Below are 13,004 nucleotides of genomic sequence, written 5' to 3'. Positions count from 1 at the left end.
CACCCGCGCGACCAGTACTGGAGCCGTCACCCGATGTCTTCCACCGCCAGTATCGAAACCACCACATCCACGTCCCACGTTCTGGACAACCCGGCCTGGGCCGCGCTCACCGGCCCGCACGCCCACTTCGCCGAGCGCGTCGGCCGCGCCGCCCGCTACCCCGTCGACGTGGCCGGCTTCAACGCCATCACCGACAACGACGACCCGCGCGCCTGGGCGGACCTGGCCACCCTCGTCGGCCAAGGCGGCACCGCGGCCGTACGCGGGGTGAGCGAGGTCCCCGAAGGCTGGGAGATCGTCCGCAGTGGACAGGGTGTCCAACTCGTGGACACCGGGCTGCGGGCCGAGCCCGACCCCGAGGCCGTACGCCTCGGCCCCGGCGACGTACCCGAGATCCTCGACCTGGTCGCCCGCACGGAACCCGGCCCCTACCTGCCCCGCACCGTCGAACTGGGCACCTACCTCGGCATCCGCCACGACGGCCGCCTGATCGCCCTGGCCGGCGAACGCCTCCACCCGCCCGGCTGGACCGAGATCAGCGCCGTCTGCACCGACCCCGACCACCGCGGCCGGGGCCTGGCCACCCGCCTGGTCCGCGCGGTCGCCGCCGGCATCAAGGAACGCGGCGAGCACCCCTTCCTGCACGCCGCGGCCACCAACACCGGCGCGATCCGGCTGTACGAGTCGATCGGCTTCACGCTGCGCGCCCGCACCGTCTTCTCGCTCGTCCGGCGCACCGGCCCGATTGCCGCCCCCGATCCGGAAGAAACGGCATAGCTGTGCCGTTGCCCCTTATGAAGCCGGAATCCGTGGAGGTGGAGCACATGTGTGGCGCATCCGTCCTCCACGTGCGACTCACCACGCGGCAGCACATAGATCTGCTGCGTGTCGCCGGCGCGCTCTGTCGCCCCTGACCCGTTGCCCCAGCCGCCGTGCGCCCGTTTCCGAGGGCCGGCGATCTCGTACGGACCTCCAGGAAGGCACCCTCGTGTCCTCGACCCCCGTTTCCCCCCTCCACCTCGCCGTCGCCCTCGACGGAACCGGCTGGCACCCGGCCTCCTGGCGTGAGCCGGTGGCCCGGCCCCGGGACCTGTTCACCGCCGCGTACTGGGCCGACCTCGTCGCCGAGGCGGAGCGCGGCCTGCTCGACTTCGTGACCTTCGAGGACGGCCTCGGCCTCCAGTCCTCGCACTACGCCGAGCTGGACGGCCGCACCGACCAGGTCCGCGGCCGCCTCGACGCCGTACTCATCGCGGCCCGCATCGCACCGCTCACCAGCCACATAGGCCTGGTCCCGACCGTGGTGTCCACGCACACGGAGCCGTTCCACATATCCAAGGCGATCGCCACCCTCGACTACGTCAGCACCGGCCGCGCGGGCCTGCGTGTGCAGCTCTCCGCCCGCCCGCACGAGGCCGACCACTTCGGCCGCCGCACCTTCCCGCCGATCAGCCTGGAGAGCCTGCGGACCGAAGCCGGACAGGAGCGGCTCGCCGAGCACTTCGACGAGGCCGCCGACTACATCGAGGTCGTCCGCCGCCTCTGGGACAGCTGGGAGGACGACGCCGAGATCCGGGACGTCGCCACAGGCCGTTTCGTCGACCGCGACAAGCTGCACTACATCGACTTCGAGGGCCGGCACTTCAGCGTCAAGGGCCCCTCCATCACGCCCCGGCCGCCGCAGGGCCAGCCGATCGTCAGCTCCCTCGCCCACCAGACGATCCCGTACCGGCTGGTCGCCCGCGCCACCGACGTCGGCTACGTCACTCCGCACGACACCGACGACGCGCGGGCGATCGTCGCGGAGATCCGCGCCGAGCAGCAGACCGCGGGCCGCGCCGGTGAACTCCTGCACATCTTCGGCGACTTGGTGGTCTTCCTCGACGACGACGAGGCCACGGCGATCGCGCGGCGCGAGCGCCTCGACGCCCTCGCGGGGGAGCCGTACACCAGTGACGCCCGCATCTTCACCGGTACCCCCGCCCAACTCGCCGACCTGCTCCAGGAGTTGCAGGGGGCAGGCCTGACCGGTTTCCGGCTGCGGCCCGCCGTCGCCGGACACGACCTCCCGGCGATCACACAGAAGCTGGTCCCCGAACTCCAGCGCCGGGGCGCCTTCCGCCAGGCCTACGAGGCCGACACCCTGCGCGGACTGCTGGGGCTCGCACGCCCCGCCAACCGCTACGCCGCTGCCGCAGCCACCGCCTGAGCCGGAGGGACCGTACGACATGAGCAAGCCCCTGAAGCAGATCCACCTGGCCGCCCACTTCCCCGGTGTCAACAACACCACCGTGTGGAGTGACCCCGCGGCCGGCAGCCACATCGAGTTCAGCTCCTTCGCGAAGTTCGCCCGCACCGCCGAGCGCGCCAAGTTCGACTTCCTGTTCCTCGCCGAGGGGCTCAGGCTGCGCGAACAGGGCGGCAAGATCTACGACTTGGACGTCGTCGGCCGCCCCGACACCTTCACCATCCTCGCCGCGCTCGCCGCCGTCACCGAACACCTCGGTCTGACCGGCACCATCAACTCTACGTTCAACGAGCCGTACGAGGTGGCCCGCCAGTTCGCCAGCCTCGACCACCTCTCCGACGGTCGCGCGGCCTGGAACGTCGTCACCTCCTGGGACGCGTTCACCGGCGAGAACTTCCGCCGCGGCGGCTTCCTGCCGCAGGACGAGCGCTACTCCCGTGCCAAGGAGTTCCTCGCCACCACCCAGGAGCTCTTCGACTCCTGGCACGGCGACGAGATCGTCGCCGACCGGGCGAGCGGCACGTTCCTGAGTGACGCCAAGGCCGGTGCCTTCGTCCACCAGGGCCAACACTTCGACATCCAGGGCCAGTTCAACGTCCCGCGCTCCCCGCAGGGCCGCCCGGTGATCTTCCAGGCCGGCGACTCCGACGAGGGCCGCGAGTTCGCCGCGTCCAGCGCGGACGCCATCTTCAGCCGCTACAGCACCCTCGACCAGGGGCAGGCCTTCTACACCGACGTCAAGTCCCGCCTCGCCAAGTACGGCCGCAGGTCTGATCAGTTGCTGATCCTGCCCGCCGCGACCTTCGTGCTCGGCGACACCGACGCCGAGGCCGAGGACCTGGCCAAGGAAGTTCGCCGCCAGCAGGTCAGCGGCGCCACGGCCATCAAGCACCTGGAGTTCGTCTGGAACCGGGACCTGTCGTCCTACGACCCGGACGGCCCGCTGCCTGACATCGACCCGGACGTCAGCGAGAACCACATCTCCAAGGGGCGCGCCCAAGTCCGCATGTACCGCGACCCGTTGGCGACCGCCAGTGAATGGCGTGAGCGGGCGGAGGCGAACGGCTGGTCCATCCGCGACCTGGTCATCGAGACCGGCAACCGGCAGGCCTTCATCGGCTCCCCGTCCACGGTCGCGAAGACCATCAACGACTTCGTGCAGGCCGACGCCAGCGACGGCTTCATCCTCGTCCCGCACATCACGCCGACCGGACTCGACCCGTTCGCCGACAAGGTCGTCCCGCTGCTCCAGGAACAGGGCGTCTTCCGCACCGAGTACGAGGGCCCGACCCTGCGCGACCACCTCGGCCTCACCCACCCCGACGACGTGCGCGAGGAACGGGTGGCCTCGTGAAGTTCCTCGCGATCACCCTCATCGTCCACCGCCCTGACCCGACGACCGGCATACGGAAGTCGACGCACGAACGCTTCCGCGAAGTCCTCGACAACGCCCTGCTGGCCGAGGAGTTGGGCTTCGACGGCTTCGGCGTGGGGGAGCGGCACGAGCGCCCCTTCATATCCTCCTCGCCGACGGTGGTCCTCAGCCACATCGCCGCACTGACCCGCCGCATCCGCCTCTTCACGGCGGTCACCACCCTGAGCCTCCTTGACCCGGTCCGCGCCTACGAGGACTACGCCACGCTCGACCATCTCTCCGGCGGACGCCTCGACTTGATCATCGGCAAGGGCAACGGCACCGCCCAGCGCGAGCTGTTCCACGTCACCCCCGAGGACCAGTGGGAGCGCAACGCCGAGAGCTACGAGGTGTTCCGCCAGCTCTGGCGGCAGGACAAGGTGACGGCGAAGACGCGCTTCCGGCCGGAACTGAAGGACGCGGAGGTGTGGCCGAAGCCGTACCAGCAGCCCATCCGGGTCTGGCACGGCAGCGCGACGAGCAAGGAGAGCGTCGACCTCGCCGCCCGCTACGGCGACCCGCTGTTCTCCGCGAACGTCACCAACCCCATTGAGCCCTATGCCGAGTTGATCCGCTACTACCGGGAACGCTGGGAGCACTACGGCCACGACCCGGCGGACATCGCGGTGGGCGCGGGCACGGCCGGCCTCTACATCGCCCCCACGACCCAGGAGGCGCTGGCCGTCTACCGGCCGATCTTCGAGAGCAACCTCGCCTTCCAGAAACAGGTGGGCCTGCCCATCGTCTTCGAGACCCTGGAGGACTACGTCGAGCGCAGCTCCGCACTGATCGGCAGCCCGCAGCAGGTCATCGACAAGGTGCACCGCTACCACGAGCAGTTCGGCCACACGGTGCTCCATCTCCACGCGGACGCAAGCGGCTTGACGGACCATCAGCACAAGGACTCGCTCGAACTCTTCCAGTCGGCCGTGACTCCCGTGCTGCGCAAGGACATCCCGGACCCGCCGTTCGCCTGGGGACCGGTCCTGCCCGAGCCCGTACCCGCCGACCATTGAGGAATGAGCGATCACATGTCTCCCGGCATCCCCCTCGGCGTCCTCGACCTGGTCCCGATCTCCTCCGGCTCCACCGCGCCCGAGGCCCTGCGCAACTCCATCGAACTCGCGCGCAGGGCCGAGGAGTTCGGGTACACCCGCTACTGGTTCGCCGAGCACCACCTCAACCCGGGCGTCGCGGGCACGTCCCCCGCGGTGGTCCTGGCCCTGACGGCTTCCGCCACCTCCACGATCCGGCTCGGCTCCGGCGCCGTACAACTCGGCCACCGCACCGCCCTGTCCACGGTCGAGGAGTTCGGCCTGATCGACGCGCTGCACCCCGGCCGCTTCGACCTGGGCCTGGGCCGCTCCGGCGGCCGTCCGTCGCCCCCGCTGCCGACGGCGACCCCGATCGTCGACGGCCGGGCCCCCAACGGCCTGCGCATCCCGCCCCGTTTCTCCTTCGAGCGCCTCCTCGGCTCACCCAGAATCGCCCTCCAGCGCAAGCTGCTCCTGCTGCCCGACGCCAAGTCCCAGGACTACGCCGAGCAGATCGACGACGTCCTCGCCCTGCTGGCCGGCACCTACCGTTCACCGGAGGGCATCGAGGCGCACGTAGTACCGGGCGAGGGCGCCGATGTCGAAGTGTGGATCCTGGGCAGCAGCGGCGGCACGAGCGCCGAGGTCGCAGGCCGCAACGGCCTCCGCTTCGCGGCGAATTACCACGTCAGCCCGGCCACCGTCCTTGAGGCGGCGGACGGTTACCGCGCCGCGTTCCAGCCGTCCGACGCCCTCGACAAGCCGTACGTCACCGTCTCCGCCGACATCGTGGTCGCGGAGGACGACGCCACGGCACGCGAACTCGCCACCGGCTACGGCCTGTGGGTGCGCTCCATCCGTACGGCAGAGGGCGCCATCCAGTTCCCGACGCCGCAGGAAGCCCGCGCCCACGTCTGGACCGACGAGGACCGCGAGCTGGTCCAGGACCGCGTCGACACCCAGTTCGTCGGCTCGCCCGGCCGCGTCGCCGACCAGCTGGAACAACTCCAAGAGGCCACAGGTGCCGACGAGTTGCTCATCACGACCATCACCCACGACCACAGGGACCGGGTGCGCTCGTACGAACTCCTCGCCCAGGAATGGAGCCGCCGGGGTCACTCCTCCCAGTCGAGCTGATGCTCCGGAGTCCCCACCGACCGCCCGTACACGACCGCTTCGGCGCGGCCGACTGCATGGCCGCGCCGATACCGGCTGCATCGATATGCGGCTGCCGCCGCGTGGCCGGCTCAAACGGGTCGGCGAGCGCCTTCACGATCGGACCGTACGGGAGCCGACCGGCTCTCTGCCATGATCGATGCCATGGACGTCCGTATCGAACCCGCCGATGTCACCGACCTCCACCAGGTCCTGGAGGACCACGCACGCTACTGGGGAGAGCGTGACCTTCGCGCCCTCCATCTCACCGCGCTGGTGCAGGAGTTCGGGTCCACCTGCCTGGTCGCGCGTGCCGACGACGGTATCCGTGGATACCTCTTCGGGTTCGTCACCCCCGACCACACCGGTTACGTACACCTGGTGGCGACCCGGGACGACGCGCGCGGCACCGGCCTCGGTCGCAGCCTCTACTCGGCCTTCATCGAGGCCGCCGGACGGCAGGGCGCGGTCCGCCTCAAGGCCATCACCTCGGTCACCAACGAGGGTTCGATCGCCTTCCACCGCACGCTCGGTTTCGAGGCGCGCACCGTGGAGGACTACGACGGCCCGGGCAGGCCACGTGTCGTCTTCACCCGTGAGCTGATGCCCCGCTAGCACCGCACAGGTCCAGCAGGCGCCGTCCGCTCTCCCCGGCGAACCACTCCGCGTGCCCCACGTAGTACTCGTACGCCAGCCGGGTGTTCTCCGCCGACCGCGTCACGCCGTGGAAGTAGCCCAGCTCGGAGAGCGCGAACTCGGCGTGGACCAGGGGGAGTAGAGCCGGGAGCGCCTTCGACTCGGTGGGGCTGAGCGGGCGTACGGACTGATAGCCGTCCAGGAGCGCGAGGGCGTCCGCCTCGCGGACCGGGAAACCGGGCTGGAGCCACTGGACGGTGTTGCGTTCGATGGCCGTGGCCAGGTCGTGCACGGCCGTCGTGCGGTCACTCATGCCGAAGTCGAGGGCCGTCGCGACCGAACCGTCCTCGTTCCAGAGGAGGTTGGAGGCGTGCCAGTCGTTGTGGGTCCAGAGCGGGGTGAGGCCCGGGAGGTGCGGGGCCAGTTCCTCGTACAGCGGGAGCAGGGCGCGGCGCGTGTCCTCCCGCCAGGGGAAGTCCGCGAGCCCCTTTGCCAGTTGGGGGCGCTCCTCCACGTACCGCTCCAGCTCCGCTTCCGGATCGTCCGAGGCGAACACCGTGAACGACGCGACCAGCGGCTGTACTTGACGGCGCGGTGCGTCGAAGCCCTCCGCCGCCAGGTGCAGACGGGCCAGCGCCTCGCCGGCCGCCCTCGCGTGGGCGGGGGAGCGGAACGGGGACCAGGACAGGGCGTCGCGGTAGAAGTCCGTGCCGACTCCGGCCGAGTGCACCTCGTACGTCCACTCGCCGCGCGTCGCCGCGTCCAACACCTCGACGACCGGGGCACCGCGCAGCCGCAGGTGTCGTAGGAAGGCGTGTTCCTCGGCCAGACCCTCCACCGTGCGGACGGAGGTGTGGTGGCGCTTCACGAAGAGGCGGCGGTTGGACCGTTCCACGACGGCTGCCGCCGACAGGGGGCGTGGGCTGCGCCAGATCACCTTGGCCGGGCCCACGATGTCCGTGACCTCGGTGTCCGTCAGCGGTGGCCAGTCGGGTTCGACCGGGTCGGTGCCCAGGCCGTGGGCGAGGTGTGAACTCATGCTGTCCGCACCGCCGTTGTGCCGCGCAGAGCGTCCAGGACGCGGCGCTCGGTCGTGGCGAAGTCGGGGTTCGTGAAGTCGTCGGCGCCGCGCGGGCGGGCCAACGGGACCTCGACGCGGTCCACGATCGTGGCCGGGCGGGGGGACAGGACGTGCACGGTGTCCGCCAGCAGGACCGCCTCGCGGATGTCGTGGGTGACCAGGACCACGGTCCAGCGGTGGCGCTGCCACATGCCCGCCAGCCACAGCTGCATCTCGGTCCGGGTGAGGGAGTCGAGCGCGCCGAACGGTTCGTCGAGCAGCAGGACCGGTCGCTCCAGAACCACCGTACGGAGCAGGGCCGCTCGTTGCCGCATACCGCCGCTGAGTTGGGACGGGTACGCCTTCTGGAAGCCGTCCAGGCCGAAGTCCACGAACAGGGCGTCGGCCCGGCGCCGTGCCTCCTTCTTCCCAACTCCCTGTGCCTCAAGGCCCAGTGCCGTGTTGTCGAGGACGGTCCGCCACGGGAAGAGGAGGTCTTTCTGCGGCATGTAGGCGACCTTGCCCGACTCCACCCCGGCCAGTTCGCCCTCCACCAGGACGCGGCCGGTCGTGGGGCGGTCCAGTCCGGAGACCAGGTTGAACAGGGTGCTCTTGCCGCTGCCGCTCGGGCCGATCACCGCCGCGAACTCACCTAGCTCCACGGCGAGTTCGAGATCCCGGAGAACCTCCAACTGCCCGAAGGACTTGCCGACGCCCTCGATACGCAGACTGCTCATGACGACGTGTCCTCCTTCAACGCCCGCTCCCACGGGAGTACCAGCCGTTGCAGCAGATAGGTCGCTCCGAACAGGGCGATGCTCAGCGCGGCCGTCACGGCGACCGCCGCGAACACCAAGTCCGTGCGGAACGCGCTCTTCTGTGCCTGCATATAGATCCCGAGGCCCGCCTCGGCGCCCGCGTACTCGGCGAACACGGCGCCGACGACGGCGTAGGTGATGCTCACGCGCAGCCCGGCGAAGAAGTACGGCATCGCGCTCGGCACCCGCACCAGGCGGAACGTCCGCCAGCGGCCCGCGCCGAGCGAGCGCAGCAACCGCATCGCCTCGCGGTCGGTAGCCGCGAAGCCAGCCGCGAGGTTCGCGGCGAGCGGGAAGAACGTCGTCAGGGTCACCACCAGCATCTTCGGCAGCAGTCCGAAGCCGAACCAGATGATCAACAGCGGTGCCACGGCCACGATCGGGATGGTCTGCGAGGCGACGAGCAGCGGGTACAGGCCCCGGCGGGCCGCCGAGGAGAAGTCGAGGAGCACGGCGACCAGCCAGGCCGCCGCGAACGACAACGCGAAGCCGAGCAGCGTCTCCTGGAGGGTGGGGAGCGTCTGGTCCCACAGGTCCTGGCGGTTCAGCCAGCCCTGCTCCACCACCCGGGCGGGGGAGGGGAGCGTCGTGGGATCGACACCGGCGGCGGTGACGTAGAGCTGCCAGCCGCCGAGGACCACCGTGAGGACGAGGAGCGGCGGCCACAACGACCGCAGGAGCGGCCTCACTTGGCGTCCGGGAGGTACGCGTTGGTGAAGAAGGTCGACGCCTTCGGGGCGGACGTCAGCTTCTTGCCGTTCTCGTCGACCAGCAGGCCCGCCTTGTACTCGAAGTCCGCGAAGGCCTGCCAGCGTGCGGCGCTCTGCGTGCCGATCGAACCGTCCGTGCCCTTGTAGTACTCCTTGGCCAGCAGCGCCTCGCTCTCCTTCACCAGCTTGGTGTTGGTGAGGACGCTCTTGTTCGCGGAGATGAGCAAGTCGGCTGCCTGGGACGGGTGTTCGGCGGCGTAGCGGTAGCCCTTGTCGACGGCGGCGAGGAACTTCTTCGCGACCTCCGGGTTCTTCTTCAGGAACTGGTCCGAGGACGCGACGAGGGTCGAGTAGATCGCCGGGAAGCCGTAGTCGGAGAGCTGGAAGTTCTTCAGCGGCTTGCCGCTCAGCTTCGCCTCCAGCCCTTCCCAGGTCGGCATCGGCATCGCGAAGTCCGCCTGGCCCGCGTAAAGCGCCGCGTACGCCGAGGTGTTGAGGGTGACCTGCTTGAAGTCGCCCTTGCCGCCCGCGTTCTGGATCACCTTCTGAAGCAGCGGCTTCTCGTACGGCGCGCCGAAACCGGCGTACGTCTTCCCGTCCAGGTCCTTCGGCGTGGTGATGTCGTCGCGGTCGGCGCGCACGGCGATCGTCACGTCCGTCTTCTGCGTCACGGCGTAGACGGAGGTGATGTCCTGGCCCGCCGCGCGCGCGGTGGTGATGCCCTCCTGGTACGAAATTCCGAAGTCCGCCTTGTGGTTGGCGATCAGCGTCTCGGGCGCGGTCGAACCGTACGGCACGATCTTGACGTTGATCCCGGCGGCCTTGAACCAGCCCTTGGCCTGGGCGACGTAGATCCCGGTGTGGTTGGTGTTGGGCGTCCAGTCCAGGGCGAGCGTGACGGTCGTGGTGCCGTCCTTCGCGGCGGCCGTGGAGTCGGCGGAGCAGCCGGTGACGGTGATGGTGGCGAGGGCGGCGGCCGCGGCTATGGCGGAGAGGGCGGTACGGCGATGCATGTCGGGTCCTTCGAGGGGTGGGAGGGCTGGTGGGTCGGTCCGGTCAGGGCCGACACAGCGCGCTGCCCACCCGCATGAAGTCGACGGCGAGACGCCGGGTCAGCGTCCGCGCCTGGCAGGCCAGGGCTCTCATGTGGCCACGTCCAGCAGGCCGTTGGTGAAGGACTTCGCCCAGTCGCGGTCGTCCGGGATCGCGCCGTTCTCGGCGAGCCAGTGCGCGTACGGGCCCATCCGGCCCTCGTCGATCACGCCCCAACGGCCGTCCGTGTCCGTCCAGGTGGGCGCGATGAGTGCGAGGGAGCGGGCGATCAGCGGGCGGGGGAAGTACGGGATGACCTGCTCCAGCAACTCCAGGGTGGCGTCCGGCTCCTGGGCGGCGGCCACGTAGCCGCGAGCGGTGACGGCGAGGAAGTCCCGTACAAGAGAAGGGTGTTGGGTGAGCAGGTCCTCGTTCGTGCCGAGCAGGTAGCTGTGGTAGCGCGGGGCGCCGATCTCGTCGACCGGCCAGGTCAGCCGCTCCTCCTCGGGCAGATCGCCGCGCAGCGCGTCCCAGGACCAGTAGTTTCCGAAGGTCGCGTCCGCCTCGCCCGCCGCGATGTCGTCCACGGTCAGCTCACGGCTGCCCGCGTCCAGGCTGATCACGGCGTCCGGGTCACCGCCGTCGGCCGCCACCAAGTGACGCACCATGGCCCGGCCGCGCGGGGTCGGGTTGTAGGCGATACGGCGGCCGGCCAGGTCCCGGGGACGCGTGATCCCGGTCGACGTGGTGGTCTGGATCGCCTCCAGACCCCGGTGGTTGATCGCGGACACGGCGATCAGCGGCTGGCCGTGCTCCGCGCGCCGGGCGAGCAGCCGGTTCGGCGGGAAGATGCCGAAGTCCACCTCGCCCCGGGCCAGGTACTCCAGCGTGTCCCCGCGTCCCGGATCCTGGACCACCAGCTCGACATCCAGACCGGCCTCGGCGTACCAGCGGCGGGCGCGGGCGACGTACAGACCGGCCGAATTCGGCCAGGGGTGGAAATAGTCGAGCATGACCCGTATGTGCGGCATGGGGGTACTCCGGAATGTGCGCAGGCGTGACGGCGCCTGAAGGGAGGAGACGGAGGAGGGGTGCGCGGAGGCGGTGGATCAGTGCGTGCGACGACAACAGGAGCGGCGCGCCGGGGTGTTGACCACCGGAGGCATGGGCTCGACTGTTGTAGACACGTGAACTCCTACGCGGGCGCTGAGGCGCGAGTGGTGCGGTCGGCGTCCCCATGGGGGCCGGACTCTCGACGAGCCGGTCCCAGACGCCCTCTCAGCCCAACCGGGTAGGGGCTCCCGCGTAGATGGCCGAACGATAACCGCACTACCCGGATTCTGTGCAAGCGGGGTCCGAGATATGAGACGGTCGTGCCCGAGGCGTGAGACGCCCAGTTCGCGGGCGTACGATCGGCCGCCATGACCACCTCCCTGCTGCCCGGCCCACTGGTCGACGACACCTGGCTCGCCGCGCATCTCGACGACCCCCGGCTGGTCGTCCTCGACGCCACCGCGCTCCTGCCCTCACCCCGCGAGGACGGTGACCACCGCTCCGCGAGCGGGCACGGGACCTGGGCCGAACGGCACCTGCCCGGATCGCGACACGCCGACCTGACCGGCGAGCTCTCCGATCACGAGGCGCCGTACCACTTCGCCGTGCCGTCCCCCGAGGCCCTCGCCGCCGCACTGGCCCGGTTGGGCGTGGGGGAGGGCAGCGAGGTCGTCTCCTACGACAGCGGCGGCGGCATCTGGGCGGCCCGGCTGTGGTGGATGCTGCGGGCGATCGGGGTACCGGCGGCGGTACTGGACGGCGGTCTCGAAGCGTGGGAGACGGCCGGCCGTCCGCTCGCCTCCGGGGACGACACCGACCCGGCGACGGCTGGGCAGGCGGGGCCTTCGGTCGCCGGGTCCGCTGGTCCGTCCGGCGGGTCCACCGGGTCGGTCGATCCGATCGATGCGTCCGCCGCTCCGGCCGGGGCTCCCGGACCGGTTCCCGCCGTCCGGCCCGTGACACCCGTCGTACGTCCGGACCTGTGGGCCGGTATCGAGGACGTGGCCGCCATCAGCCGCGGCGAACGCCCCGGCACCCTCGTGTGCGCCCTTCCCAGCGGCGGCTACGACGGCTCGGCCCCGACGCGCTACAGCCGCCGCGGCCACATCCCCGCCAGCCGCAGCCTCCCGGGCCGGGGCCTCCTCGACGCGTCCGGACATGTGCTGCCCGCCGAGGAACTCGCGGCACGGGTCGACGCGGTCCTCGACGGTGACGACTCACCGGTCGTCCTGTACTGCGGCGGCGGCATCTCGGCGGCGGGCGCGGCACTCGCGCTCACCCTGCTCGGCCGTACGGATGTGTCCGTCTACGACGGTTCGCTGGAGGAGTGGTCCAAGGACCCTGCGCGGCCTATGGAGTTGGGGTCCTAGGCCGACTCCTGTCCGATGCTCGCCTGTACCGCTTCGAGCAGCGCGACCAGGTCGGAGGACTGCTCCCATTCCGCGGCCGTGGCCTGCCAGCTGAGACTGTGACCCGAGGATCCCGGCGGAGCGTGGACGATCGTCACGGTCCGCCGCCCCTTCCGATCGGGGCCGGTGACACGCAGGCGCAGATTCCTGATGTGGAAGCGGTTGGGGTGGCCGCCGAAGATCTCCAGGATCCGGCCGTCGAACGAGTAGAACTCAAGCCGAACCTCGCCGTGATCTCATCGTGCATGGAGGGACCCTATGCGCGGTGATCAGTCGGTACAAGACCCGTCACAATGCGACGAGTTGGGCGGTCGAACGCCGAGAACGGCGGCGTGGCCGAGGTTCGTATCCCTCCCCCGAAGGCTACGAACCTCGGCCGCTTCCCCCGGCGCCGGACAGTGGTTCATCCGTCCGCGTGCGGCTGTACCCATGCTG

Annotated in this window: 14 protein-coding genes; 8 read left to right on the top strand and 6 right to left on the bottom strand. The window is 70.3% G+C overall.

What is annotated here, in order from left to right:
- Positions 1-33 precede the first annotated feature (33 nt).
- The 7 genes from OG194_RS05120 to OG194_RS05095 all read left to right on the top strand — a co-directional run bounded on the left by OG194_RS05120 (position 34) and on the right by OG194_RS05095 (position 6,466).
- Positions 34-777 (top strand): GNAT family N-acetyltransferase, encoded by a 744-nt coding sequence (locus tag OG194_RS05120; protein WP_327399633.1) that lies wholly within the window; start codon positions 34-36, stop codon positions 775-777.
- Positions 778-794: 17 nt separating this feature from the next.
- Positions 795-914 carry a putative leader peptide gene (locus OG194_RS47600; protein WP_366096911.1) on the top strand — a complete coding sequence of 40 codons (120 nt, stop codon included), beginning with the start codon at positions 795-797 and terminating at the stop codon, positions 912-914.
- A 74-nt stretch (positions 915-988) separates the two neighbouring features.
- Positions 989-2,209 carry an LLM class flavin-dependent oxidoreductase gene (locus OG194_RS05115; protein ID WP_327399632.1) on the top strand — a complete coding sequence of 407 codons (1,221 nt, stop codon included), beginning with the start codon at positions 989-991 and terminating at the stop codon, positions 2,207-2,209.
- A gap of 19 nt (positions 2,210-2,228) precedes the next feature.
- Complete coding sequence (locus OG194_RS05110) at positions 2,229-3,602, top strand: NtaA/DmoA family FMN-dependent monooxygenase (RefSeq protein ID WP_327399631.1); 1,374 nt, start codon at positions 2,229-2,231, stop codon at positions 3,600-3,602.
- A complete protein-coding gene (locus OG194_RS05105; RefSeq protein ID WP_327399630.1) occupies positions 3,599-4,678 on the top strand; it encodes an LLM class flavin-dependent oxidoreductase in 1,080 nt (359 codons plus the stop codon). The genes OG194_RS05110 and OG194_RS05105 overlap by 4 nt, the downstream gene beginning before the upstream one ends.
- A 15-nt stretch (positions 4,679-4,693) precedes the next feature.
- Positions 4,694-5,833 (top strand): LLM class flavin-dependent oxidoreductase, encoded by a 1,140-nt coding sequence (locus tag OG194_RS05100; RefSeq protein ID WP_442811782.1) that lies wholly within the window; start codon positions 4,694-4,696, stop codon positions 5,831-5,833.
- Between the two features lie 183 nt (positions 5,834-6,016).
- Positions 6,017-6,466: a GNAT family N-acetyltransferase gene (locus OG194_RS05095; protein WP_442811494.1), complete on the top strand. Its 450-nt coding sequence runs from the start codon at positions 6,017-6,019 to the stop codon at positions 6,464-6,466.
- Here OG194_RS05095 and OG194_RS05090 read toward each other — a convergent pair.
- The 5 genes from OG194_RS05090 to OG194_RS05070 all read right to left on the bottom strand — a co-directional run bounded on the left by OG194_RS05090 (position 6,441) and on the right by OG194_RS05070 (position 11,138).
- Positions 6,441-7,526 carry a phosphotransferase enzyme family protein gene (locus OG194_RS05090; protein WP_327399627.1) on the bottom strand — a complete coding sequence of 362 codons (1,086 nt, stop codon included), beginning with the start codon at positions 7,524-7,526 and terminating at the stop codon, positions 6,441-6,443. The genes OG194_RS05095 and OG194_RS05090 overlap by 26 nt on opposite strands.
- Positions 7,523-8,284 (bottom strand): ABC transporter ATP-binding protein, encoded by a 762-nt coding sequence (locus OG194_RS05085; RefSeq protein ID WP_327399626.1) that lies wholly within the window; start codon positions 8,282-8,284, stop codon positions 7,523-7,525. The genes OG194_RS05090 and OG194_RS05085 overlap by 4 nt, the downstream gene beginning before the upstream one ends.
- The gene (locus OG194_RS05080; RefSeq protein ID WP_327399625.1) at positions 8,281-9,054 is read right to left on the bottom strand and encodes an ABC transporter permease; all 774 of its coding nucleotides are present in this window, start codon (positions 9,052-9,054) and stop codon (positions 8,281-8,283) included. Before OG194_RS05080 ends, OG194_RS05085 begins: the two co-directional genes overlap by 4 nt.
- Positions 9,051-10,088 (bottom strand): ABC transporter substrate-binding protein, encoded by a 1,038-nt coding sequence (locus OG194_RS05075; RefSeq protein WP_327399624.1) that lies wholly within the window; start codon positions 10,086-10,088, stop codon positions 9,051-9,053. Before OG194_RS05075 ends, OG194_RS05080 begins: the two co-directional genes overlap by 4 nt.
- 129 nt (positions 10,089-10,217) lie before the next feature.
- Positions 10,218-11,138: an ABC transporter substrate-binding protein gene (locus OG194_RS05070; protein ID WP_327399623.1), complete on the bottom strand. Its 921-nt coding sequence runs from the start codon at positions 11,136-11,138 to the stop codon at positions 10,218-10,220.
- Positions 11,139-11,528: 390 nt separating this feature from the next.
- On the opposite strand from OG194_RS05070, the gene OG194_RS05065 reads away from it, so the two are divergent.
- Complete coding sequence (locus OG194_RS05065) at positions 11,529-12,530, top strand: sulfurtransferase (protein ID WP_327399622.1); 1,002 nt, start codon at positions 11,529-11,531, stop codon at positions 12,528-12,530.
- Here OG194_RS05065 and OG194_RS05060 read toward each other — a convergent pair.
- Positions 12,527-12,667, bottom strand: coding sequence for a hypothetical protein (locus tag OG194_RS05060; protein ID WP_327399621.1), 141 nt, complete (start codon positions 12,665-12,667; stop codon positions 12,527-12,529). The two genes, OG194_RS05065 and OG194_RS05060, sit on opposite strands and share 4 nt — an antisense overlap.
- Between the last annotated feature and the right edge of the window lie 337 nt (positions 12,668-13,004).

Origin of the sequence: Streptomyces sp. NBC_01288, from assembly GCF_035982055.1 — a bacterium.
Lineage (GTDB): Bacteria > Actinomycetota > Actinomycetes > Streptomycetales > Streptomycetaceae > Streptomyces.
Note: the sequence above shows the minus strand (reverse complement) of the source record. Positions and strands in the feature narration are given on the sequence as shown.

What these genes read in the sequence shown, in the direction of transcription:
- OG194_RS05100 (WP_442811782.1), top strand. Translation starts at nt 4,694, where the DNA reads ATGTCTCCCGGCATCCCCCTCGGCGTCCTCGACCTGGTCCCGATCTCC.
- OG194_RS05070 (WP_327399623.1), bottom strand. Translation starts at nt 11,138, where the DNA reads ATGCCGCACATACGGGTCATGCTCGACTATTTCCACCCCTGGCCGAAT.
- OG194_RS05120 (WP_327399633.1), top strand. Translation starts at nt 34, where the DNA reads ATGTCTTCCACCGCCAGTATCGAAACCACCACATCCACGTCCCACGTT.
- OG194_RS05085 (WP_327399626.1), bottom strand. Translation starts at nt 8,284, where the DNA reads ATGAGCAGTCTGCGTATCGAGGGCGTCGGCAAGTCCTTCGGGCAGTTG.
- OG194_RS05110 (WP_327399631.1), top strand. Translation starts at nt 2,229, where the DNA reads ATGAGCAAGCCCCTGAAGCAGATCCACCTGGCCGCCCACTTCCCCGGT.
- OG194_RS05090 (WP_327399627.1), bottom strand. Translation starts at nt 7,526, where the DNA reads ATGAGTTCACACCTCGCCCACGGCCTGGGCACCGACCCGGTCGAACCC.
- OG194_RS47600 (WP_366096911.1), top strand. Translation starts at nt 795, where the DNA reads ATGAAGCCGGAATCCGTGGAGGTGGAGCACATGTGTGGCGCATCCGTC.
- OG194_RS05075 (WP_327399624.1), bottom strand. Translation starts at nt 10,088, where the DNA reads ATGCATCGCCGTACCGCCCTCTCCGCCATAGCCGCGGCCGCCGCCCTC.
- OG194_RS05095 (WP_442811494.1), top strand. Translation starts at nt 6,017, where the DNA reads ATGGACGTCCGTATCGAACCCGCCGATGTCACCGACCTCCACCAGGTC.
- OG194_RS05065 (WP_327399622.1), top strand. Translation starts at nt 11,529, where the DNA reads ATGACCACCTCCCTGCTGCCCGGCCCACTGGTCGACGACACCTGGCTC.